Annotated in this window: 18 protein-coding genes; 12 read left to right on the forward strand and 6 right to left on the reverse strand. The window is 70.1% G+C overall.

Going from position 1 to position 22,480, the window contains the following annotated elements; all coding sequences use genetic code 11:
- Positions 1-39: 39 nt before the first annotated feature.
- Complete coding sequence (locus tag KF837_06875; protein MBX3227016.1) at positions 40-294, forward strand: hypothetical protein; 255 nt, start codon at positions 40-42, stop codon at positions 292-294.
- Positions 295-483: 189 nt separating this feature from the next.
- Complete coding sequence (locus tag KF837_06880) at positions 484-1,383, forward strand: hypothetical protein (GenBank protein ID MBX3227017.1); 900 nt, start codon at positions 484-486, stop codon at positions 1,381-1,383.
- Between the two features lie 205 nt (positions 1,384-1,588).
- Here KF837_06880 and KF837_06885 read toward each other — a convergent pair whose 3' ends face one another.
- Entirely contained in the window at positions 1,589-2,389 is an 801-nt protein-coding gene (locus KF837_06885; protein ID MBX3227018.1) for a hypothetical protein, read from the reverse strand.
- The gene (locus KF837_06890) at positions 2,371-3,672 is read right to left on the reverse strand and encodes a protein kinase (protein ID MBX3227019.1); all 1,302 of its coding nucleotides are present in this window, start codon (positions 3,670-3,672) and stop codon (positions 2,371-2,373) included. The genes KF837_06885 and KF837_06890 overlap by 19 nt, the downstream gene beginning before the upstream one ends.
- Positions 3,673-3,783: 111 nt before the next feature.
- On the opposite strand from KF837_06890, the gene KF837_06895 reads away from it, so the two are divergent.
- The 3 genes from KF837_06895 to KF837_06905 are packed head-to-tail and all read left to right on the forward strand — an operon-like array spanning position 3,784 to position 7,285.
- Complete coding sequence (locus KF837_06895) at positions 3,784-4,233, forward strand: ATP-dependent Clp protease adaptor ClpS (GenBank protein ID MBX3227020.1); 450 nt, start codon at positions 3,784-3,786, stop codon at positions 4,231-4,233.
- The gene (gene clpA / locus KF837_06900; GenBank protein MBX3227021.1) at positions 4,233-6,677 is read left to right on the forward strand and encodes an ATP-dependent Clp protease ATP-binding subunit ClpA; all 2,445 of its coding nucleotides are present in this window, start codon (positions 4,233-4,235) and stop codon (positions 6,675-6,677) included. Before KF837_06895 ends, clpA begins: the two co-directional genes overlap by 1 nt.
- Entirely contained in the window at positions 6,674-7,285 is a 612-nt protein-coding gene (locus tag KF837_06905) for a hypothetical protein (GenBank protein MBX3227022.1), read from the forward strand. The genes clpA and KF837_06905 overlap by 4 nt, the downstream gene beginning before the upstream one ends.
- Before the next feature lies 1 nt (position 7,286).
- Here the strand turns inward: KF837_06905 and KF837_06910 are convergent, their stop codons facing one another.
- Entirely contained in the window at positions 7,287-8,414 is a 1,128-nt protein-coding gene (locus KF837_06910; protein MBX3227023.1) for a PA0069 family radical SAM protein, read from the reverse strand.
- 178 nt (positions 8,415-8,592) lie between these two features.
- Between KF837_06910 and KF837_06915 the strand changes: the two genes are divergently transcribed.
- From KF837_06915 to KF837_06925, 3 genes are all read left to right on the forward strand, one after another.
- On the forward strand, positions 8,593-9,174 hold the full coding sequence (locus KF837_06915) for a hypothetical protein (protein MBX3227024.1): 582 nt from the start codon (positions 8,593-8,595) through the stop codon (positions 9,172-9,174).
- 28 nt (positions 9,175-9,202) lie between these two features.
- On the forward strand, positions 9,203-10,009 hold the full coding sequence (locus tag KF837_06920; protein MBX3227025.1) for a hypothetical protein: 807 nt from the start codon (positions 9,203-9,205) through the stop codon (positions 10,007-10,009).
- A 156-nt stretch (positions 10,010-10,165) separates the two neighbouring features.
- Positions 10,166-11,599, forward strand: coding sequence for a glycosyl hydrolase (locus KF837_06925; protein MBX3227026.1), 1,434 nt, complete (start codon positions 10,166-10,168; stop codon positions 11,597-11,599).
- On the opposite strand, the gene KF837_06930 is transcribed toward KF837_06925, so the two are convergent.
- Positions 11,583-13,307, reverse strand: a complete 1,725-nt coding sequence (locus tag KF837_06930; protein MBX3227027.1) for an alkaline phosphatase family protein — start codon at positions 13,305-13,307, stop codon at positions 11,583-11,585. The two genes, KF837_06925 and KF837_06930, sit on opposite strands and share 17 nt — an antisense overlap.
- A gap of 39 nt (positions 13,308-13,346) precedes the next feature.
- Between KF837_06930 and KF837_06935 the strand changes: the two genes are divergently transcribed.
- Complete coding sequence (locus tag KF837_06935) at positions 13,347-14,039, forward strand: hypothetical protein (protein ID MBX3227028.1); 693 nt, start codon at positions 13,347-13,349, stop codon at positions 14,037-14,039.
- Between the two features lie 6 nt (positions 14,040-14,045).
- Here KF837_06935 and KF837_06940 read toward each other — a convergent pair whose 3' ends face one another.
- A complete protein-coding gene (locus KF837_06940) occupies positions 14,046-16,562 on the reverse strand; it encodes a hypothetical protein (GenBank protein MBX3227029.1) in 2,517 nt (838 codons plus the stop codon).
- A 158-nt stretch (positions 16,563-16,720) separates the two neighbouring features.
- On the opposite strand from KF837_06940, the gene KF837_06945 reads away from it, so the two are divergent.
- From KF837_06945 to KF837_06955, 3 genes are read left to right on the forward strand one after another with little or no spacing between them, the layout of a single operon-like run.
- On the forward strand, positions 16,721-18,286 hold the full coding sequence (locus KF837_06945; protein ID MBX3227030.1) for a glycoside hydrolase family 1 protein: 1,566 nt from the start codon (positions 16,721-16,723) through the stop codon (positions 18,284-18,286).
- 21 nt (positions 18,287-18,307) lie between these two features.
- Positions 18,308-20,287, forward strand: a complete 1,980-nt coding sequence (locus KF837_06950) for a M1 family metallopeptidase (GenBank protein ID MBX3227031.1) — start codon at positions 18,308-18,310, stop codon at positions 20,285-20,287.
- Positions 20,284-21,210 carry a hypothetical protein gene (locus KF837_06955; protein ID MBX3227032.1) on the forward strand — a complete coding sequence of 309 codons (927 nt, stop codon included), beginning with the start codon at positions 20,284-20,286 and terminating at the stop codon, positions 21,208-21,210. Before KF837_06950 ends, KF837_06955 begins: the two co-directional genes overlap by 4 nt.
- A 127-nt stretch (positions 21,211-21,337) precedes the next feature.
- On the opposite strand, the gene KF837_06960 is transcribed toward KF837_06955, so the two are convergent.
- Positions 21,338-22,378: a hypothetical protein gene (locus tag KF837_06960; protein ID MBX3227033.1), complete on the reverse strand. Its 1,041-nt coding sequence runs from the start codon at positions 22,376-22,378 to the stop codon at positions 21,338-21,340.
- Between the last annotated feature and the right edge of the window lie 102 nt (positions 22,379-22,480).

Consider the following 22,480-nt stretch of genomic DNA (forward strand, 5'->3'; position numbering starts at 1 on the left):
CATGGTCGGCGTCGTGTTTTGCTATGAACAACGGAAGCCATGAGCGCACCTCACTGCGTCAGCGCCAGTCACGCCGTCTTGTTCGAGACCGCGAAAGACCGTTGCAGCGTCTGCTCCGAGGACCTGCCGACGGACGAAGACGACGACAGTCCGTCTCTTCGCGGCCGCGGCCTCCTCGTCTGGGCCCGCGGCGAAGAGCGCCGCTACGAAGAGCCGGAGCTCTGCCCGCGCTGCGCATCCGCCATCGGCGTCACCGCGCTGCACCGCTGGGAAATCGAAGAAGACGAAGGCTGAGCGCGGCGACTCGCGCTCGGCGGGCGCGCGGAGCGGGAGGGGCGCGCGGAGCGCGGAGGCGGGGGGCGCGTGCCTCGCGGATCGCGCGCGAGTCGGCGCGAATCTGAAATGTGACGCGCCTTTAGGTGTAAGCATGTAGGGGCATGGCGGTTGCTGAAGTCCTTCCCAGGTTCCACGGGAGGATTTTCGATGCGTTCTTCGCTCTTTACGTTCGTCGCTGCGGTTTGCCTCGCTTCGTCCAGCCTTGTCGGGTGTGCCGCGACGGAGGGCGACGCGACGGCGACCGAGACCAGCAACGTCGAGGAGAGCGCGCTGCCGGAGGCGATCGTCATCCAGCAGGCGGAGCGCGTCGTCTCGGTGAAGGTCGGCCGCGATGGCGACGTGCTCGGCGGCGTCGTGAAGCACGCGTTCCTCGCGGCGGGCCGCGAGCTCCACGCGGCGTGGGAGCGCGCGGAGGGCGAGGCGTCGTGCAAGACGCCGTGGATGGAGACGAACGGCGAGTGGTCGACGCTGGGTCTCTCGCTCGTCGGCACCGACGGCGCCGAGGTCTTCGCGCTCACGGCGGCGAAGCCAGCGCCGGGTGAGGACGAGGTGATGAGCCTCACGCACGCGACGGAGATCACCGGGAACGTCGGCCCCTACCTCTTCCTCGCGGAGACGAGCGGCGGGATGGCGTGCGGCGCGGCGCACGGCTCGTTCTCACGCACGGCGTCGATCAAGGACCTTCGTACCGGCGACGACGTGATTTTCGTGGTTACCGAAGAGGCGGCCGCGAAGGCGCGCGCCGAGCTCGAGGGCAAGGGCTTCCCCGGCGAGGACGTGACGCTCGCAGAGATCGTCCCGCAGCTCGACGAAGACGCGCACCTCACGCTCGCCTACCGCTTCGAGAAGGCCGCCCCGTACGTCGAGTCCGACGGCCGCGGCAACGCCTACTCGGTGTCCGCCGTAATCGACTCGTCCTCCCTCGACGCCCCCCTCCCCGCCCCGCTCGAACCCCTCCGCACTCCCCCACCCGCCGTGAAGGCCTACCTCGCCACGCACCCCAACCTCTCCACCACAAACCCGATCAAGGGCTGGTCAACAAAGTAAGCCCCGCAACCGAAGGGCCCCAGAAGCGGCCGCGAATACGCAGCTCCCATGCGCCGCCCGCCGCGAGCACCGCGCTCGCTCGCAAAGGGGCCCCAGAAGCGGCCGCGAAAGCGGGCGCGAAGCGCCCCGAGCGCAAGCGCGAGGGCCGTGTCTGGGGTGGGGGTGTCGGGGGCGAAGCCCCTGACGTTGAGCAAGTCCCCCGACGTTACTGCAGCGTGCCGTCGTCCTCGAACGGCGTCGGCGGCCGACGCTCTAGGTGCTCGAGACACAGCGCACGAAGCGCAGGAGCGACCGTGGTCGAGGTCGCGACGAGGCGGAGCTCTTGCCGCACGAGGAGCCCCACCAGCGGGGCGGCGACGTCGAGCGGGGTGTCGGGGTTCAGCACCAGCGCGATGCGGATGCGCGGGCGATGCGACCAGCGCGGCGAGCGCGCGATCTGCATCAGGACGTCGGGGCGGCACGGACGGCGGGCGGCGAGCGAGAGGACGTCGTCCTCGGTGACCTTCGGGTTCACGAGGAGCATCCGGATGACGTCGGGGTGCGGATCGCGCAAGAGGCGCTCCGTCATCTCGCGGTCGGGCTTGCGCGCGAGCGACTTGCGCTCGCCGAGCGTGAGCGGGCGGCCGCGACCGTAGTCGGGGAGACGGTCCTCCTCCGGCGCGGGCACGCCGCGGATCGGCGACGTCGCGAGCGGGTGGCGCACGAGCCGCTCGAGCGCGAGGTGCGGCGCGCCCACCGCCTCTTCGCGGAGGCGCTGCACGACACCGGCGAGCTCGGGGTCCTGCAGCGCGTCGACGATCGCGACGAGCGCCTCCCGCGCGGCGGGCTCGGCCTGCTCGGCGCGGCCGCACACGACGTCGAGCCACGGCGCGACCTCCGGCGCGTCGCCCGCGCGCAAGATCGACTTCATGTAAGATACACGCAGCTCGGCCTCCGGGATCGAGCGCGTCGCGCGGACGACGGCGTCGGCGCGTTGGCTCGCGGCGCTCAGAAACCCGGATCCCACTTCTTCGCCGACGCCGACGGCTGCGGCTTCACGGGCGCGGGCGCAGGCGCCTGGACCGTGGGCGGCGGCGCGGACTTCGCGACGACCGACGCCGAGGCCGGCGGCTCCGGCGGGTCCGGATCGGCTCCCATGCCGGTCGGCGGCGGCGCGGGGATGTTCTCGTCGTTCGGCGGCGGCGGGGACGGAGGCGGATCGGGCTCGCTGCTCGCGACGCCCGCGCTCGCGGACGGGACCGCGGGCGCGCTGCCGAAGGACACGCGCTTCACCGCGATGCCGGCGCCGGCGAGGCCGACGAGGAGGAGCACGCCGAGCACGGCGAAGAGCGCGACCGGCGCGCCCTTCTTCGGGACCGCGGCGGGCGGCTCGACGCCGGCGAACGTGGCGGGCGTCCCGTAGCTCGGCGCGGGCCGCGCGGCCGGGTACTGGCCGCTCCCCGGAATGACCGCGGTGTTGATGAGCGGATCGGAGCCCCGATCGGGGCTCTGCGAGAGGCCGAGCGCGAGCTCGAGCTGCTGCGCGAGCTCCTTCGCGGTCTGGAAGCGGTTGTCGGGGTTGCGATCGGCCGCCTTCGCGAACCAGCGATCGAAGCCGGGCGGGACGTACGCGACCTGCGACGGCACCGGGATCGGCTGCACGATGATCTTCACGAGGAGATCGCCGAGCGCCTCGCTCTCGAACGGGAGGCGACCGGTGAGGCACTGGTACGCGATGACGGCGACGGACCAGAGATCGCTCCGCGCGTCGACGGAGCGGATCCCCTGCGCCTGCTCCGGGCTCATGTAATAGGGCGTCCCGAGCATCGCGCCCGTCTTCGTGTTGCTGTTCTCGATCGCGGCCGCGTTCTGCTTCGCGACGCCGAAGTCGAGGATCTTCACGAGCTGGCGGTCGTCGTCGTTGACGAGGAAGATGTTGTCCGGCTTGAGGTCGCGATGGACGATGCCGGCCGCGTGCGCCTTCGTGAGCGCGCGGCACAGCTGCTGAACGACCATGTTGACCGCCGCGGGCGGGAGGCGGCCGCCCGCGAGCGCGAGCTTCCTGCCGAGGTCGTCGCCCTCGAGGAGCTCCATCGCGATGTAAGGACGCCCCTGCCAGACGCCGTGATCGATGATCTGCACCACGTGCGGAGAGCGGAGCTGGGCCGAGACCTTGGCCTCGCGCTCGAAGCGCGTGTGCGCCTCGGCGACGTTGATGAGCTCGCCTTCGATGAACTTCAGGGCGCACGGCGTGTCGAGGCCGATGTGCACCGCCTGCCAAACGGAGCCCATGCCGCCGCGCCCGATCATCCGGACCAGGCGGAACCGATCGGCGACGACCGTATTCTCCTGAAGCTGAATCAAGCCCGAAGAAGGCTATCACGCCACCTTGCGCGACCGCCAAACCGGCCGCAGCATCCGATGTATGCACCCGTCGTTCCTGCCGCTGTGCATGCGCTTGCAGGAGGCGTGACAGAACGCGAGACTAGAGGGACTCCATTGCCCACCGAACGAGAGCAGCTCTTCCGTGCAGCAACAGGCGGTTCGGATCCTCCTGGCCCAGCAGGAACCCCGGGGGAAAACGAAGACGTCGACCTCGAGGACGCGCCGGTCAGCGCGGTCCCACGCCGCTTCAAGGTCGTGTTCCACAACGACGACTACACCACCCAGGAGTTCGTCATCCACGTGCTCATGCGCTTCTTCCACAAGAACGAGACCGAGGCGCGACACATCATGCTCACGGTCCATCACAAGGGAGCCGCGGTCGCGGGCGTCTACACGAAGGACGTCGCCGAGACCAAAGCAGAGCAGGTGATGGACGCCGCCCGCGAGAACGGAATGCCGCTGCTTTTGACGACGGAGCCCGAGTAATGCGTATCAGTCCCGAAGTCGAAATCGCGCTCACCCTCGCGCAGAACGAAGCCGCGCGGCGGCGGCACGAGTACTTCACGCTCGAGCACCTGCTCTACGCGCTCCTCTTCGACGAGCCGACGTCGCAGATCATCCGCCACGCCGGCGGCGACCCGGCCACGATCAAGAAGGAGCTCGAGCAGTTCCTCTCCGATCAGCTCGAGAGCGTGCCGGAGGAGAGCTTCGACGTCCCCGCCGCCTCGCTCGCGGTCCAGCGCGCGATCCGCCGCGCCGCCGCGCACGTGCAGTCGAGCGGCAAGGAGCAGATCACCGGCGCCAACGTGCTCGTCGCGATCTTCGCCGAGCGCGACTCCCCCGCGGTGAGCATCCTCGAGAAGGCCTCCGTCACGCGCCTCGACGTCGTCGCGTACATCTCGCACGGCGTCTCGAAGGCGGACGAGCCGGACGACGCGCGCGAGAAGGAGTCCGCGTCGATCGGCGACGAGGAGGGCCCGCGCTCGCGGAAGGACCCGCTCAAGGCGTACTGCATCAACCTCAACGACGAGGCGAAGGAGAAGCGGATCGATCCGCTCGTGGGGCGATCGAACGAGATCTCCCGCATGATCCAGATCCTCGCGCGGCGGAAGAAGAACAACCCGCTCCTCGTCGGCGACTCCGGCGTCGGCAAGACCGCGATCGTCGAGGGCCTCGCGCTCAAGATCGTGCAGGGCTCGGTGCCGGACGCGCTGAAGAAGGCGACCGTGTACTCGCTCGACATGGGCGCCCTCATCGCCGGCACGCGCTACCGCGGCGAGTTCGAGGAGCGGCTCAAGGGGGTGGTGAAGGCGCTCCAGAAGATCGACAACGCCGTCCTCTTCATCGACGAGATCCACACCATCGTCGGCGCCGGCGCGACGAGCGGCGGCTCGATGGACGCGTCGAACCTCCTCAAGCCCGCCCTCGCCTCCGGCCGCATGCGCTGCATCGGCTCCACCACGTTCGAGGAGTTCCGCCAGCACTTCGAGAAGGACCGCGCGCTCTCGCGTCGCTTCCAGCGCGTCGAGGTGCTCGAACCCTCGATCGAGGACACGAAGAAGATCCTCGAGGGCCTCCGCTCGAAGTACGAGGACTTCCACGGCGTCCGCTACACCGACGACGCGCTCGACGCGGCCGCGACGCTCTCCGCGCGCTACCTCCACGACCGCAAGCTGCCGGACAAGGCGATCGACCTGCTCGACGAGGCGGGCGCGGCGGCGAAGCTGAAGCTCTACTCGGACGACAAGCCCGTCGCGCCGATCTTCCAGCTCGGGCCGCCGTCGTCGCCGAAGCTCGACGCCTCGGCCGACGACGCATCGCCGCCGAAGCCGGTCGAGTCCCCGCCCGCGGAGGCGCACAAGCACAAGATCGTCGTCGGCGTCGCCGAGGTCGAGTCGGTGCTCGCGCGCATGGCGCAGATCCCGCCGCGCGAGGTCAGCTCGAACGATCGCGAGAAGCTGAAGAGCCTCGAGACCGATCTCCGCACGGTGGTGTTCGGGCAGGACCGCGCGATCCAGCAGCTCGCGGCCGCGATCAAGCTCGCGCGCGCCGGCCTCCGCGCGCCCGAGAAGCCGATCGGCAACTTCCTCCTCACCGGCCCGACCGGAGTCGGCAAGACGGAGGTGGCGAAGCAGCTCGCGAAGATCATGGGCATCAGCTTCGTGCGCTTCGACATGAGCGAGTACATGGAGCGCCACACGGTCTCGCGCCTCATCGGCGCGCCGCCCGGCTACGTCGGCTTCGACCAGGGCGGCCTCCTCACCGACGCGATCGCGAAGACGCCGCACGCGGTGCTCCTCCTCGACGAGATCGAGAAGGCGCACCCCGACGTGTTCAACGTGCTGCTCCAGATCATGGACCACGGCAAGCTGACCGACAACAACGGCAAGTCGACCGACTTCCGTCACGTCATCGTGCTCATGACGTCCAACGTCGGCGCGCGCGACCTCGGCCGCCGCGCGGTGGGCTTCGGCGATCGCCGCGCGACCGGCGACGCGGAGCGCGAGTACAAGCTGCTCTTCTCGCCCGAGTTCCGGAACCGCCTCGACGCGCGCATCGCGTTCGATCCGCTCTCGAAGGAGACGATGGGCAGCATCGTCGACAAGTTCATGAAGGAGCTCGCGGGCCAGCTCGCGGAGAAGAAGGTCACCCTCGACCTCACCGAGGCCGCGCGCGCGCACCTCTCCGAGAAGGGCTACGACCCCGACTTCGGCGCCCGCCCGCTCGCGCGCGTCATCCAGGAGGACGTGAAGCAGCCGCTCGGCGAGGAGCTCCTCTTCGGCAAGCTCGAAAAGGGCGGCGCGGTCACGATCGACGCGGAGGACGCGGAGATCACGGACGAGGACACGGGCGAAAAGAAGCCCGGAAAGAAGCTCGTGTTCAAATTCACGAGCGCTCCGGCCGGGACTACCGATACAAAAGCGGCATGACTCGGCTCGCGGGCGTGCTCCTCATCGCGGGGTTCGCGTTCGCGTGCGTCCCGAAGAAGCCGGTGAAGAGGTCGAACGAAGAGGACACCTCGAAGGCGTTCGCGGAGCTCGACAAGAACGACAAGGACACCGGCTTCGGCGAAGGCGGAGGGGCGAGCTCCGAGCCGGAGGCGCCGAAGGGTCCGGTCTATCCGGCGCCGTTCACGGCGGAGCAGATCCGCGGCGCGACGAAGAACGGCCGCACGTACCGCTACAAGGTCGAGATGCCGAGCAAGCCGACCAAGGAGTACGCGATCACGTTCCGCAACGTCGACGACGGCGGCGCGGAGGTCCACTCCGGCGGCGATCAGTCGAAGCGCATGTCGTGGAACGCGCTCCAGAAGCAGTCGGAGTTCCCGAAGGACAAGACGCAGACGCGCGACGAGAAGCTGAAGACTCCGGCCGGCAAGTTCGAGTGCATCGTCTACGAGGTGACGATGGAGGAGGGCGAGGTCTGGACCTTCTACTTCGCGAAGAAGCTCCCCGGCGCCCCCGTCTTCTTCTACTCGGAGCGCTACGGCAAGCGCCTCCGCACGACGACGCTGGTGGAGCACATCCCCGGCAAGTGATTCAAAAACCGAACGACGTCTGTCCCGTCTTCGTGGTCCTCGGAGCGGGGCGCCGAAACGTCGCGCGCCCCTCGGTCGCCGTCGCTTCATACTGATCCATCTCCACGCTATGGAGACCGCAGCGCTTGGCGGTGCGCTCGAAGAGAACGCGGAACGCGTCGGTGTACACGCTGCTGCCGCGGCCGCGCTGCCCGAACGACGAGTCATAGACCTTGCCGCCATGCGCCTCGCGAAGGCGGCGCAGCACCTTCTCGGCGCGGAGCGGCAGGTGCTCGTGGAGGGACTTCTCGAAGACGTCCTTCACCGCGCCGGGGAGACGCAGGAGCACGTAGAACGCGTGGCGCGCGCCGGCGTCCCGCGCGCGCTCGAGCACGTCGCCGAGGTGCTCGTCGTTGAGGCCCGGCACGATCGGCGACACGCTCACGCCGACAGGGATGCCCGCCTTCGCGAGCGTCTCCACGATCTTCATGCGTCGCTCCGGCGTGGTGACGGTGGGCTCGAGCGCCTTCGCGACGCCCGCGTCCCAGAAGGGAACGCTCACGCTCACGCGCACGCGAGCGGTGCGCGCGAGCTCCTGCAGCACGTCGACGTCGCGCTCGATGACCGGCGACTTGGTGATGATGCCGACGGGATTCCGGTACTCCGCGCAGACGTCGAGACACGCGCGTGTGATGCGGAGCTTCGACTCGAGCGGCTGGTAGCAATCCGTGATGCCGCTGAACACGATGAGCTCGCCCTTCCACGAGCGCTTGTCGAAGGCTTCGCGCAGCAACTCCGCCGCGCGCTTCTTCACCACGATCTTCCGCGAGAAGTCCGTCCCGGCGCCCAACGAGAGGTACTCGTGCGAGGGCCGCGCGTAGCAATAGCTGCACGCGTGTTGGCAGCCACGGTACGGATTCACACTCCAGCGGAAGCCGACATCGGGCGAGTCGTTCGTCGCGAGGATGCTCTTCGACTGGTCTTCGTAGACCTCGAGCTCGGCGTCGGGCGCCTCGCCCTCGTCATATTCGAGCTGGATGCTCTCGAAGCGGTTCTGTGGGTTCGAGACGGGGAGGTGCCGCGCCACGCCCACGACGATAACTGATCTAACGTTCAGTGTCCAGCAAGACCGCTGAAGCAGACGCCACATGCGTTTTGATGCAAGCTCGATCGTGGTGTCACCCGGCGGGTACACATTCGAGCGCGACGATCCAGGTGGACCCCATGCGCGCGAGGAAATGCCGCGGCTTGGCCATCCGGCGGCCGCGTCGGCGCGCGGCACGGCGCTCGCAGTAGGTCCCGACAGCTCCTCGCCCGGTGCAAAACCGTTGACCCCCCTCCCTCTCTCCGGGCGGGGAGCTGGAATCTTTCTCGCGCTCGCCCTGCTCGCGGCGTGCAAGCTCGCGAAGCGCGACGCCGCCGGCGATGCGAACGGCGATGCCTCGCCGTTTTCGGCGTTCTCGCCGCTGCCGTCCGCGTCCGTCGCCGCCGTCGTCGACGCGGGGCCGAGCCCGGCGCAGGTGGCGCACGAGGCGGCGTTGAAGCGCGCGAGCCTCCAGCTCACGGCGCTCAATCACCTCGTCAAGATCAAGAAGTCGAACTCGAAGGAGACCGCGGGCGAAGGTGACGCGGAGTCGATCTGCGACGCGGTGAAGGAGGCGCGCGCGAAGACGTCGGACGCGGAGGTCGCGGCGAAGCTCGACGAGTCGGCGGAGCTCTGCGCGTTCGACATCCCGCTCCTCTACGCGAACGAGGCGCTCGACCACCTCGTCACCGCGACCTCGCAGGCCTCCGTCCGCCTGATGTGCGAACGATCGGCGGACGAGATCGCGCGCGCGAGGGCGGCGAAGCCAGGCGATCCGAAGGTGCGCGCCGCGGAGTATCGGCGCGCGAACAGCCGCTGCAAGTGACGCGACGGGCTGATAGGATCCGCTCCGCATGTTCGCCAAGCGGCTCCTCCTCGTCGCAGGACTGACGCTCCTCGGGTGCGTCGGAGACGACCTCGTGGTGAGCCCGGTGGACGCGGGTGCTGCGACGCCGGATGGACGGGACGCGTCGGACCCCGCGCAGCCGACCGACGACGGCGGCGGCCCGAAGGCCGGCGAGCCGTTGGATCTCGACATCCACGTGCTCCGCAACCCGACCGCGGCCGGGCACCCGGCGTACGGTGCGAAGGTGAGGGTCAAGGGCTTGGTGGTGTCGGGCGTCAAGGTGGCCGGCCCGACCCACGGGTTCTTCGCTCAGCACGAAGAGAACGTCGCGTGGGGAGGCGTCTACGTCTACCTCGGCGCCGCCGCCGTGTCCGTCGTACGGGGCGACATCGTCACCGTCACGGGCGAGTACGCGACGTACCGGTCGCAAGACCAGATCCACGCGACGCCCGAGGGTGTCCAGCGGACGGCGTCCACGCCCAACGTGAAGAGCTTCAACGTGACGCTCGCGGACATCGCCGACAGCGGAAGCCGCGCGCTGGAGCTTCAGTCGGTCTTGCTCTCGGTCAAGGACGTCGAGGTCGTCAGGGCGACGCAGGGGGTCGACTTCCGCGTACGCCCGATCGGCGGCGCGAGCACGGAGCTCGCCGTCACGAGCTTCGTCGCGAACGACGTCGGCCCGTCCCCCTTCCAACCGAACGTGGGCGATCAGTACGGCTCGATCCAAGGCGTCGGCTACCGCAGCGGCGTGACCGAAGTGACGGCCACGAACAAGCTGGCGCCGTTCGGTCCCGGGGACTTGAGCCCGAAGTAGAGACGCTCGCGCAGCGGCTTGCGCGATGCGCGAGCGCGGGCGGAACAGGGGCGATCCACCCGGCGTCTCTCGCTCGGGGACAGGTTGCGCACGGCGCTGCGTGCGATTTCAACGGGTTGCGCGCGGCATTGGGGGTGCATGTGGGTGGATATCCGCATGTCACGCTCCTTCCTTCTTCTTGGTGCCTGCCTCCTCCTCGTCGTCGGGTGTGCCGACGACGCGGAGGGCGTGCTTGCTTCGGCGGACGAGCTCAGCGCCGAGGGCGACGGCGCGGATCCCGCGGGCGCGAGCGGCGGCGGACGCGTCGCGGCGTCGTCGTCGGTCTGGGGGCGGCGCGTGGCGCTCCATCTCAGCGACGCCGACGGCGCCGGGTGGGCCAGCATCGAGGACGGCGAGCCCGGCGACGAAGCGTGGCTCGATCGATCGTTCGACGGCGGCAAGTCGTGGTCCGGCGGCTCGAAGCTCGGCAAGACCAAGGTCCCGAACGGGCAGCGCGCGTGGCGCACGCTCATGTACGAGATCGACGTGCCGTCGAAGCGCCTCGTCGGCGCGCTGCGCGCGTGCGGCAAGGCCGGGAACCGGCGCGAGATCACGTGCACGCCGTGGCTCCGCGCGCGCACGAACACGAAGACGCCGGTCGACGCCGCCGCGACCGCGCTCATGGCGCAGTACGACGCGGGCTCCGGGAAGTGGCCGTCGACGGGGTGGTGGAACTCCGCCAACGCGCTCACCGCGATCGTCGACTACCGCGCGGCGACGGGGAACACGACCTGGGACTACGCGATCGGCGTCACGTTCGATCGGAACAAGAGCAAGAGCTTCACGAACGACTACATGGACGACACCGCGTGGTGGGGCCTCGCCTGGGTCCGCGCCTACGACGTCACGCGCGACGCGCGCTACCTCGACATGGCGAAGAAGGACGCCGACTACCTCTGGCGCTTCAAGGACGACAAGTGCGGGGGCGGCGTGTGGTGGTCCGACGCGAAGAGCTACAAGAACGCGATCACCAACGAGCTGTTCATCAAGCTCGCCGCCGCGATCCACAACCGGACGCCGGGGGACACGAGGTACCTCGCGCAAGCCGACGAGGTGTGGCGCTGGTTCCAGGCGAGCGGGATGATCAACGGACAGAAGCTGATCAACGACGGCCTCGACGGGCAGTGCCGCAACAACGACGGCGTCGCGTGGAGCTACAACCAGGGCGTCATCCTCGGCGCCCTCGTCGAGCTCGCGAAGGCGCACGACGACGACGGCTACCTCGCGAAGGCGCGTGAGCTCGCGGACGCGTCGACGAACGATCGTGGGCTCCACCCGAACGGCGTCCTCCGCGAGCCGTGCGAAGGCTCCGCCGATCGCTGCGGCCGCGACGGCCCCTCCTTCAAGGGCATTTACGCGCGCAACCTCGGCGAGCTCGATCGCGCCCTCCCCGGCCGCCCCTACCGCGCGTACCTCCAGCGCCAGGCCGCGTCGCTCGCGAGCGCCCACGACTCGCTCGATCAGTACGGCCTCAGCTGGACCGGCCCCGTCGATCAGGTCGACGCCGCGCGCCAGCACAGCGCCCTCGAGGCCCTCATCGCCGCGCAGTGAGCTCGCTCAGGATCGCGGACGGCGCGCGCGCGTCGATGCCGAGGAGCGACGCCTCGAGCGCCGCGTACGCGGTGAAGTCGACCGGATCGGTGATGACGGCCCCGGCCTGCACGCCGGGGCCGCGCACGAAGAGCGGCACCGTGCGGTCATAGAGGTACGGCGTGCCGTGGCTCGTCCCCTTCCCCGGGACGATCTCGCCGTCCCAGAACGAGCCGTGCGACGGGAGCACGTAGTAGTCGCCCGCGCCTGCGTTCGGCGCCCACGAGCGACACACGAGGACGAGCACGTCCTCGCCCGGCTTCGCGCGCTCGGGGACGCCGCGGCCCGCGGCGAGCGCGGCGGGGCACCTCGCGGTGAAGTCGCGCACGTCGTAGACCTCCGCCACGTCGGCCTTGTGCCTCTCGAGCAGCACGCGCCGCACGGCCGCGTCGGCGAGCGTGCGCTGCGCGACGTCGAGGCCGCGGCCCGCCGCGGTGAGGAACACATAGCCGTCCGAGACGCCGGCGACGACGTCGCTCCGTCCCGTCGCGGCCGCCACCTCCGCGATCAGCTCGAGGCGGAGGCCGTCCGGCGAGAGGCGACCGCCGCCGCCGCACGGCCGCTCGTACGGATCGCCCTCGTCGCGCTCGACGCAGCCCGGGCGCGCCTCCGGCATCACGACGCTCCCGTGATCGGCCGAGACGAGCACGCTCGCGGGACCCGTCATCGCCTCGAGCGCGTCGAGGAAACGCGCGAGCGCGACGTCGAGGCGGCGCAGGTGATCCCACGCCTCCCACGACGACGGACCGAACGTGTGACCCACGACGTCCGACGTCGAGAGGCTCACGAGGAGGAGGAGCGGCTCCTTCGGATCGCGCTCCGCCTTCACGCCCGCGAGCGCGAGATCGAGCACCATGCGATCCGCCATCGGCGTCGCCCGGAACGCCCACGCGTTCGACGCGCGATGCGGGAACGTGGTCCCGAGCCCCTGGAGGTCGCCTTCTCCCGGCGCCGCGTCCTTCGTCGCGCCGACGTTCTCTGCGACGAAGCTCGCGTCGAAGAGCGTCCACGTCTCCGCCCTCGCGCGCTCGATCGCTCGTTTGTCCGCGATCGGCGCGGCCCACGCCGGGAACGCCGGCGCGATCGCGGTCGACGTCGCGAACGTGTCCTTCGACGGCTCGTACCAGAGCGCGTGCGTCGGCCGCTTCCCGGCCGGCAAGAGCGCCGCGCGATCCTTGAGCGAGAAGCTCAGGACCTTCGCGCCCGGCCGCTCCGCGCGCAGCCGATCCGCGACCGTCTCCACCGCGAGCACCTTCGCCGACGAGCCGTGGGCGTCGAGCACGCCGCCCGGAGTCACGAGCTTCGTCGCCGCGTCGCGAAAGAACGACGTGCGCGCGCCCGTCTTGTCGTCGGGGATCGAGTTCACGAGGATGTGCGACTCGGACGGCACCTTGCCGGTGTGGAGCGAGGCGTGCCCGGGCGCGGTGTCGGTGAGCGCGTAGGGGTAGCGCATCGTCTTCGCCCACGTCCCCTCGCGCCGCATGCGCGCGAAGAACCCATCTTTGGGCAGCTTCCCGACGCGCTCCTCCGCGATCCACGCGGGGAACTGATCGATCACCAGCGCGACGACGACCGGCGACGACGACGGCGTGGACGGCGGCGCCTTCGGGCCCTCGCCTCCACCGCAGCCGGAGACGAGCGCGAAGACGAGCGGGAACACGCGACGCATGGGCCGCGCATCGTACGCGATCCGGAGTAGTCTCGCGGGATGGGACGCGGCGTGACGTGCCGGCAGTGCGGGGCGAGCACGCCGCTGCCGGACGATCTCCGCGTGCCGTCGTTCGCTTGCCAGTACTGCCGCGCCCAGCTCGTGACCGCGGCGTACGCAGGAGCCGCCGCCGTCTCCGCCGACGCGCTCCTCGGTCACGTCGGCGCCGCGATGCGCGGCGAACGCACGGACGCGGCGCCGCGCTTCGAAGGCAGCCGCAGCGCCGCGACGCGCGCGGCCGAGTGCCGGCACTGTCGCGCGCCGGTCGCGGTGCCGCTCGACGTCACGGTCCACACCTTTCGCTGCGCGCCGTGCGGACGTGAGCAGCGCGTGAACGAATACGTCTCGGACGGCGAGCGGCTCGCGATCGACCTGGGGCGTCAGGTCGCGGGCAACGATGCGTTGGCGCGCCTTCGCGCGGAGGGGGTCGAGTGCTCGCGCTGCGGAGGGAAGAACGCGGTGCCGGACGACGGCTCGGTGCAGATCGTCTGCCAGTTCTGCAAGGCGGCTGTCCTCCTCTCCGACCACGTCGACGCGAGCGCCGTCGCGCGCGCGCGGCTCAAACACGGCATCCACGCGGCGCGCGGCGAGATCGTCCACAAGCGAACGGCGCGCGACAAGCTCATCATCATCGGCGCCGTCATCGCCGCCGCCGTCATCGGCGTGCTCGCGTTCGTGATGCAGACCCGCTGAGCGATCTCAGGGCCGCGGCCGCGAGCGGAGGTTGTCCTGCGGGAAGGTCGGCTCGGTCGCGGGCTCGGCGAGGCACGGGGTGATGCCGCCCAGGATGTCGTTCGCTTCGAACACCTTGCGCACGACGCGGAGCGCGTCGACGACGCCGCCTTCGCCGAGCGCGACGTCGGCCGGGTTCACGATGTTCAGGTAGCAGGGCGTCGCCGGCGCATCGACCGCCTTGCCCTCGTCGCGCCACCAGTAGAGGAGCGAGTGCACCGTCCAGAGGTAGCCGTACTCGTACGCGGTCGGGTTGTTGCCCCAGCTCGCGATGCGCGCGGCCGGCACGCGGTAACGCGCCTCGCGCCGCGTGACGATCGGCTGCGCCTCGTCGAGCGCGAGCCGCGCCTGCTTGAGGCGCTCCTTGCGCCACGCGCCCGCGCTCGAGAACGGCACCATCATGTCCCAGTACTTGTCGACGTAGTCGTAGAGGCCGTGCACCTGCTTCGCGCGGAGCGCGGTGATGCGCGCGGCGTCGATCATCTCGTCGGCGAGGTCCTTCACCACCGGCGTCGCGGGCGCGAGCGCGGCGGCGAGCTCGTTCGCGCGCTGGGCGAAGACGCGCTCCATCGCGGCGAGGAGCGGCTCGATCTCGCGCGAGTAGCCGGGGCCGCCGTGGCCGGGGATGCGCATCTCGACGAGGCCGAGGTGATCCGGCTGCGTCTTCGGCGCCTTCACGCCCGGGATCTTCCCCGCCAGGATCGAGACGTCGTCCCAGACCTCCCAGCCCTGCATGTACGCCTGGCCGTTCCGGAGCTCGACCTTCGACGGCGCGTGACTCCCGTCGCGGCCGTATATAAGGAGCTCGCGCTCGTCGTGCATCCAGTCGAGGAGCGCGTCGACGACCTGCTTCTTCGCCGCGCCGAACGCGTTGAAGGCGTCGTCGAGGATCGCGCGCGTCGCCTCGAGATCGGTCGCCGCCTCCTCGTGCGGGTTCCACACCGCGCGCGCGGCGACGACGTCGTTCAGCCAGTACGACCACTCCCAGCCGCTCGAGAAGATCATCTGGCCGTCCATGTCCTTGCCCGCGTGCTCGCCGCGGCCCATCCGGCCCGCCTTCGCGTCGCCGGCGAGGAGGCGCAGGTCGTGCACGCGCCGCTCGGCGTAGATCGGGAGGAAGAGCGGGACGTCGACGTCGAAGCTGACCCAGTACGCGGTCTCGGGGTGCCACACGACCTCGCGCCGGCCGACCTCCTCCTGGAGGAACTTCCGCATGTACTCGAAGTTCTGGTTGCCGTACGTCGGCGCCGCGTCGTCGATGCCGTAGTGCTGCACCGAGTGCGGGAGCACGCCCATCTTCGCGTCGGCGTAGTGCGGGAGGAAGTTCACGTTGAGCGGTCCGCCGGTGGTGGGGTCGGTGAAGCCGTCCGCGTTCTGCCCGGTGGAGCAGTGGACCTTGATGTTCGCGTGCCGGCCGTCGTGCTCGTCGTGCATGTACCTGACGATCTCGTTCATCCAGGCGAGCATCCGCGCCGGGTCCGCGTGCGTGAACTCGGTCGTGCCGTTCTCGGTCGCGAGGAAGTCGTAGCCCGCCTTCATCAGCCAATCGACGCGCTTGTGGATGCTCGCGAGCTCGGTCGCGAGCTCACCTTGCTCCTCGACGAGCTTGAACGAGTGCTGCTGCTGGAGCGCCATCGGCGTGTCGGCGCCGGCGTCGATGCCCCACTCGTGCGCGCGGGTGACGATCGCGGTGAGGCGCGCGAGCCGCTCGTCGCTGAGCGCGAAGGACTGCCACGACTTCGCCTCGAGCAGCACCCACTCGACCTGGTTCTGGCGGTTCGCGATCATCCACTCGAGGAAGCGGTCCCACTCCGGGAGCTGCGCCTCCCAGCCCGCGCGGTCCTCCGGCGTCGTGCCCCAGCCGTTGAGGAAGTTCGTGAGCTCGAGCGGGTGCATCGTGTGGAGGTGGATCCCGCGCACGTGCCAGCGCGGGCTCTCCGTCTTCGTGATGGAGCGCGCGGGGACCTCGAAGCGCGCCGGCTTCGTCGGCGCGAGCGGATGGAGGAAGCCGAAGCCGATCGCCTCGAGCGCGGCGTACGCGCCGTAGAGCGTGCCGCGGTTCGGACGCGCGTAGTGGCTCTTCTCGGCGGCGTCCTTGCCGCGCGCGGCGAGGATGCGCGCGCCGCTCGCCGTCGTCGTCGAGCGAACGACGAAGCCCTCCGGCGAGAGCGCCGCCGCCTCGCCGTCCTCGATGACGAGCCGCGCCGCCGCGACGTCGCCGATCGCGAGGACGTGGTCGCCCGCCGCGAACCGATCGAGCTCCGGCGTCACGCGCAGCACGCGCGCGCCGTCGGCGGTCTCGCGCACGAGCGCCTCGATCCGATCGCCCACGCTCCGCGGGAGCGCCGGATCGATCTGGACGACGATGAGCGACGGCGCTTCCCCGAGCTCCGACTCGGAGGTCCCGCTCGCCTCGTCGCCGGCCCCGCAGGCCGCGATGCACGCGAGGACGATCAAGAGGAGGGCGTATGCAGATGTACGCATAGTGCGCACATCGAGCAAGGAGCCTGCCGATTTCAGATTGACGTAATTTCAACTATTTACATCGAAGAAGATGGTTCAAGAACACAGGTAGACTGGAAAAGAATACCTCCAGTCGCGATATCACCCGACATGTATGCAAACGTATGCTATCCCCTTGTATGACTTTCCTTCGCTCCGCTGCGCTCTGTCTCGGGATCGGTGCCCTCGCTGCCTGCAGCGGCGCGGGCGAAGACGTCGCCTCCGACGAGTCGATGGCGACGGCGAGCGCGTTCCCGAAGGACTTCAAGTTCGGCGCCGCGATCGCGGGCTTCCAGGTCGACATGGGCTGCCCCAACGTCCCAGCCGCGGAGTGCGAGGACCGCAGCAGCGACTGGTACCAGTGGATCACGACGCCGCGCATCGTCCACAACCCCATCCTCTTCATGTCGAAGGATCCGCCGTCGTCGGGTCCGGGCTTCTTCGAGACCTACGAAGAGGACCTCGATCGCGCGGCGAACGAGCTCGGCTCGAACAGCGTGCGCCTCTCGATCGAGTGGAGCCGCATCTTCCCGCAGGCGACGTGGGGCATCACCGATCACGCCGAGCTCCGCGCGATCGCGAGCCCGGCCGGCCTCGCGTTCTACCACTCGCTCTTCCGCGCGATGAAGGCGCGCGGCCTCGAGCCGTTCGTCACCGTGAACCACTACTCGCTCCCGCTGTGGGTCCACGACGGGAACATGTGCAACCAGTCGCTCGACGACTGCATCCGCGCGAAGAAGGCGGGCTGGGCCGATCCCGATCGCTCCCGCATCACGAACGAGATCGCGAAGTACGCCGGCTTCGTCGCGCACGAGTTCGGGAGCGAGGTCGATCGCTGGGCGACGCTGAACGAGCCGTTCTCCGCCGTCGTCCTCCCCGGCTACCTCATCGCGACGCCGATGCGCTCGAACCCGCCGGGGCTCTCCGCCTTCTGGGCCCGCCTCGACGGCGCGAAGACCGCGGCCGCGGCGATGATCGAAGCGCACGCGAAGATGTACGACGCGATCAAGGCGAACGATCCGGGCTCCGAGGTCGGCATCGTCTACGCGTTCTCGGACATCGTCCCGAACACGGCGTCGGCGGAGGACAAGCGCGCGGCCGAGCACGCGCAGTACGTGTTCCACGACATGTTCATGGACGGCGTCGTGAACGGCCGCCTCGACGAGGAGTGGAACGCGGGCCCGGGCAAGGCGCCGGTCCGCGCCGACATCGCCGGCCGCGTCGACTTCATCGGCGTGAACTACTACTTCCGCTTCCGCGCGAAGCCGGGTTGGTTCGGCTGGCTCACCGGCGGCATCTCGCCGTACATGGACTTCGATCCGCTCGCCGGCTTCGACGGCGATCCGAAGGGCCTCGAGGCCACCCTCCGCCGCGTGTACGAGCGCTACAAGCTCCCGCTCTACGTGAGCGAGACCGGCGCCGACATGGCGAACCCGCAGGCCGGCGCGGCGTGGATGGTGCAGACGATGGGTCAGGTGAAGAGCGCGATCGCGTCCGGCATCGACGTGCGCGGCTTCTACGCCTGGACGCTGATGGACAACTACGAGTGGAACCACGGCATGCAGATGCGGATGGGCCTCTACGCGGTGGACCCGCGGACGAAGGCGCGCACGCAGCGCCCCGCCGCCGCCGCGCTCGGCGAGATGAGCCGCGCGCGCGACGTGCCGGCCGCGCTCGAGCAGAAGTACGCGTCGTTCTTCCCGTGATCGACTAACGTTCGCGGCCGCATGCGAGCCGCGCGCGCCGGGATCCTGCTCAGCCTCGTCGTGCTCGCGACCGGGGCGACCGGCACGACGGAGGCGAAGGACGGCGAGCCCGCGCGGAGCGAGAGCGCGACGACGCCGATGCTCGAGCACGCGGATCCGATCGCGAGCTACACGCTCCACGCGAAGCTCGATCCCTCCGCGCACACGCTCCATGGCAGCGGCACGATCGCGTGGAAGAACGCGAGCAAGCAGCCGGTGAAGGAGCTGTGGCTCCACCTCTACTTGAACGCGTTCAAGAACCAGTCGTCGGTCTTCATGCGCGCGCCGATCGGCGGCTTCCGCGGGAGCACGGTCCCGTCCGACTGGGGCGCGATCGACGTGAAGAAGCTCACGCTCGTGGACGGCGCGGCGCGCGCCGATCTCCTCGGCCAGCTCGAGACGAAGCGAGGCGGCGACGACGACGAGACCGACGCGCGTCTCCCCCTCCCCGACGCGGTGGAGCCGGGCGCGTCGATCACGCTCGAGATCGAGTGGGACGACAAGCTGCCCACGATCGTCGAGCGCACGGGCTACTTCGGCTCGTTCCACATGCTCGGGCAGTGGTTCCCGAAGATCGCGAAGCTCGAGGCGGACGGGACGTTCGCGCATTTTCCGTTCCACCACCTCGGCGAGTTCTACGCCGACTTCGGGACCTACGACGTCACGCTCGACGTGCCGGCCGGCTTCGTCATCGGCGCGACCGGCCCCGCGATCGAGGAGAAGGACGAGGGCGGCCGCCACGTCGAGCGCCACGTGCAGGGCGACGTCCACGACTTCGCGTGGACGGCGTGGGACGAGTGGCAAGTACGGAAGGAGCGGATCGCGGACGTCGACGTGACGGTCCTCACGCCGCCGCACTACGACGACCACGCCGCGCGCGAGCTCGAGACGGTCCGCTTCGCGCTCCCGCACTACGGCGCGCGCTACGGGAAGTACCCGTACCCCGTCCTCACGGTGGTGCATCCGCCGGCGGGCGCGCCCGAAGCGGGCGGGATGGAGTACCCGACGCTCATCACGACGGGGTGGCCGTCGTGGTTGCCGCGCGGCATCCATCAGGTCGAGGCGGTCACGATCCACGAGCTCGGGCACCAGTGGTTCTACGGCCTCGTCGCGACGAACGAGGACGCGTGGCCGTTCCTCGACGAGGGCGTCAACTCGTACGCCGAGAACGACGGCATGCGCGCGTTCAAGGGCGCGGGCTCCGGCATCGATTTCCTCGGTATCCAGGCGGGTGACGTCGAGGCGCAGTCGGAGCGCGCGCGCCACTTCGGCCACGACGAGCGCGTCGCGCAAGGCGCCGGCGCGTTCATGACCGGCGCGTCGTACGGGGCGCTGATCTACAGCCGCACCGCCGCGATCCTCGAGACGATCGCGCGCGCGTACGGGCGGGAGAAGATGGAGGCGGCGCTCGGGACCTACGCGCGCGCCCACCGCTTCCGCCACCCCACGCCCGACGATCTCCTCCGCGCGATCGGCGAGCACGTCTCGCCGCGAGCGGAGGAGAACCTCCGCGTCGCGCTCTTCGAGAAGGGCTGGGTCGACTACGCGATCACGCAGATCAGCTCGCACCCGTCGCGCAGCGCGGCCGGCATGTTCGATCGCGACGGCAAGCGCGAGACGCTCACGCTCGAGAAGGCGAAGCGCAAGAACCTCTACGACGGTTGGGTCCTCGTCGTCCGCCGCGGCACGCTGAAGTTTCCGGTCGACGTCACGCTCATCGCGGACGACGGCACGACCACGGTGGTCCCGTGGGACGGCCAGTCGGAGGCGATCCGCGTCCCCTACTCCGGCGCGCGCCCCCTCCGCGCGGCCGTCGTCGATCGCTGGGAGAACATCCTCCTCGACGGAAACCGCGAGAACGACTTCGCGACCGCGCCAAGCCAGCCCCGCGCCGGCGCCCCGAAGACGCTGGCGCGCGCGACGTGGTGGGCCGCCACCTTGCTCGGAGGCCTCGGCCCATGAGCAAGAGCACGCCACCGGACGATGGGGCGGCAGCATCGCGCGATGGCGGGGCGGCGGCGGCCGTGCGTGGTGTGGGGGTGCGGGCGCGGCGGCGGCCGGGCACGATCGTGGGGGTGTGGCTCTTCGAGCTCGGGTGCGCGTACGTGCTCGCGACGCCTGTGTATGCGTGGGCGCGCGCGGTGTGGGGGGGGCATCCGGACGGCGATGCGGTGCTCTTTCGGCCGGGCGCGCTCGCGCTCATGGAGTGGCTGAACGCGGATGGGCCGACGCTCGCGATCGTGCTGAGGACCACGCTCGTGCTGTTCGTCGTGTTCGGGCTCGCGTCGCAGGTGGTGTTCGGCGCTGTCGTCGCGTCGCTCGTCTCCGCGAAGCCGAGGCCGGGGGCCGCGCTCCGGGTCGGGCTCTCGGCGTTCTTCCCGCTCCTCGCCGTCGCGCTCCTCGCCGCGTTGCTCGAGGGCTTCTTCCTCGGCGTCGGCTACTACCTCTCGTCGTCGCTCGACCACGCGATGCAGCGCACCTACGGCGATCAACGCGCGTTCGTCGCGCGGCTCGTCGTGTTCGGCTCCTTCTTCGTGCTCGTGCTCGCCGCCGGCGTCCTCGGCGATCTCGCGAAGGTCGCCCTCGCGCGCGACGTCGCGCTCGGCGAGACGAAGCGACCGATCACGAACGCGATCCTCTCCGCGCTGCGCGTCGCGCGCACGCGCCCCGCCGCCGCCGGCCTCGGCTGGGCCTGGCGCGCCGGCGTCGCGCTCTGGCTCGTCGGCACCGGCGCGACGCTCAACGACTGGGAGGCATCACGCAGCGGCAACGTGATCTGGCTCCTCTTCGCCGCGCACCAAACGCTGCTCCTCGGCCGCGCGGCGCTCCGCACGTCATGGCTCGCCCACGCGACGCGCCTGACCGCCGACGCACCTCGGAGCTGAAGATCGGACGCCGCGGTAGCCCTCTCGGGGGTCCGGGGCGGCGGAACGCGCCCCGCGCGCGGAGAGACCCCGGCGGGGAGAGCTCGAGAGGGGCAGACCCTGCCGGCCCCGCTCGAACAAGAAAGCCTCAGGGCTGGAGCGCGCGTTCGGCCCAGAGGTCGCCGCGTTCGGCGAGGGCGCCCTCGACCGTGAAGCGGAAGGTGTTCGCGCCGGGGAGGAGCTCGTTCGCGAGCGCGGGCGTCTCCTCGTTCATGCCGTACGAGCCGTCGCCGTTCCTGACGAACAGCGCCTCGACGCCGACGGTGGAGTTGGTCGCGCGGAGGACCGTGCCCGCGAGGTCGAGGTACGACGCCCACGCGGCGTTGACCTTGCCCTGCAGCTCGGCGCGGCCCGCGCTCGCGCCGTAGACGTTCGCGAAGGGACGGATCTCCCGATCGACGAGCTCCGCGAAGGCGGTCATCTTCGACGCGACCTCGGGGCCGACCTTGGTGAGGTTGTCGCGGTAGCGATCGCCGCTCTTGATCGCGTTCGCGGTGGCGAGGAACTGATCGAGCGCGCGGAGGTCGTTGCCGGCCTGGAACAACTTGGCCTTCGTCGCCTCGAAGGTCGGCGCGCCCGCGCCGGTCTCGAGCGTGATCGGGATCTGCCCGCCGCCGCACGCCGCCGTCGCGTTGACGCGCGCGCTCCGGAGGAACGACCGGCGGTAGGCCGCGTTCATCACCGGCGAGGCGCCGTCGGTCGGGTCGACGAGATCGGCCACGACGTTCTCGCCTTCGGCGCTGAAGCGCGTCGACGCCGGCCGCATCGTCGTGTCGACCGCGCCGGTCGAGGTGTTGATCGTGATCGGCGCCGCCGGGAACTGCTCGCCGAGCATGTTCCCGATCTTCATCAGCGACTCCTCCGTCACACGCGGAGCGAGGACGTACTCGACGTGCGAGTCCCAGAACCGCGTCCCCTCGAGCGCGCTCGCCGTCCGCTGCGACGGCGTCATCCGCACGTCGACGACGTGAAGGCGCTTCGAGGCGATGAGCCGCTCGCCCTCGGGCGTGCGAAACAGCACCATGTCCTCGTCCTCGAACATCACGCGGCACGCGCCGGTCGCCGCCTGATCCGCGCTCCCCACCGACTCCGAGCCGCCCGCGCAGCCCGCAGCCAAGACACACGTCAAGACACCAGCGACGAAGCGCATACCGCCATGGACGCACACTGTGTGCCCTCCACCCCCTGGTAAAAACCCCAGTGATTTGAGGCCCACCAGCCGCGGATCCTG

Source organism: Labilithrix sp., from assembly GCA_019637155.1.
In the GTDB taxonomy this organism is placed as follows: domain Bacteria; phylum Myxococcota_A; class Polyangia; order Polyangiales; family Polyangiaceae; genus Labilithrix.

What these genes read in the sequence shown, in the direction of transcription:
- KF837_06875 (MBX3227016.1), top strand. Translation starts at nt 40, where the DNA reads ATGAGCGCACCTCACTGCGTCAGCGCCAGTCACGCCGTCTTGTTCGAG.
- KF837_06880 (MBX3227017.1), top strand. Translation starts at nt 484, where the DNA reads ATGCGTTCTTCGCTCTTTACGTTCGTCGCTGCGGTTTGCCTCGCTTCG.
- KF837_06890 (MBX3227019.1), bottom strand. Translation starts at nt 3,672, where the DNA reads ATGATCGGGCGCGGCGGCATGGGCTCCGTTTGGCAGGCGGTGCACATC.
- KF837_06895 (MBX3227020.1), top strand. Translation starts at nt 3,784, where the DNA reads ATGTATGCACCCGTCGTTCCTGCCGCTGTGCATGCGCTTGCAGGAGGC.
- clpA (MBX3227021.1), top strand. Translation starts at nt 4,233, where the DNA reads ATGCGTATCAGTCCCGAAGTCGAAATCGCGCTCACCCTCGCGCAGAAC.
- KF837_06905 (MBX3227022.1), top strand. Translation starts at nt 6,674, where the DNA reads ATGACTCGGCTCGCGGGCGTGCTCCTCATCGCGGGGTTCGCGTTCGCG.
- KF837_06910 (MBX3227023.1), bottom strand. Translation starts at nt 8,414, where the DNA reads ATGTGGCGTCTGCTTCAGCGGTCTTGCTGGACACTGAACGTTAGATCA.
- KF837_06920 (MBX3227025.1), top strand. Translation starts at nt 9,203, where the DNA reads ATGTTCGCCAAGCGGCTCCTCCTCGTCGCAGGACTGACGCTCCTCGGG.
- KF837_06925 (MBX3227026.1), top strand. Translation starts at nt 10,166, where the DNA reads ATGTCACGCTCCTTCCTTCTTCTTGGTGCCTGCCTCCTCCTCGTCGTC.
- KF837_06930 (MBX3227027.1), bottom strand. Translation starts at nt 13,307, where the DNA reads ATGCGTCGCGTGTTCCCGCTCGTCTTCGCGCTCGTCTCCGGCTGCGGT.
- KF837_06935 (MBX3227028.1), top strand. Translation starts at nt 13,347, where the DNA reads ATGGGACGCGGCGTGACGTGCCGGCAGTGCGGGGCGAGCACGCCGCTG.
- KF837_06940 (MBX3227029.1), bottom strand. Translation starts at nt 16,562, where the DNA reads ATGCGTACATCTGCATACGCCCTCCTCTTGATCGTCCTCGCGTGCATC.
- KF837_06945 (MBX3227030.1), top strand. Translation starts at nt 16,721, where the DNA reads ATGACTTTCCTTCGCTCCGCTGCGCTCTGTCTCGGGATCGGTGCCCTC.
- KF837_06950 (MBX3227031.1), top strand. Translation starts at nt 18,308, where the DNA reads ATGCGAGCCGCGCGCGCCGGGATCCTGCTCAGCCTCGTCGTGCTCGCG.
- KF837_06955 (MBX3227032.1), top strand. Translation starts at nt 20,284, where the DNA reads ATGAGCAAGAGCACGCCACCGGACGATGGGGCGGCAGCATCGCGCGAT.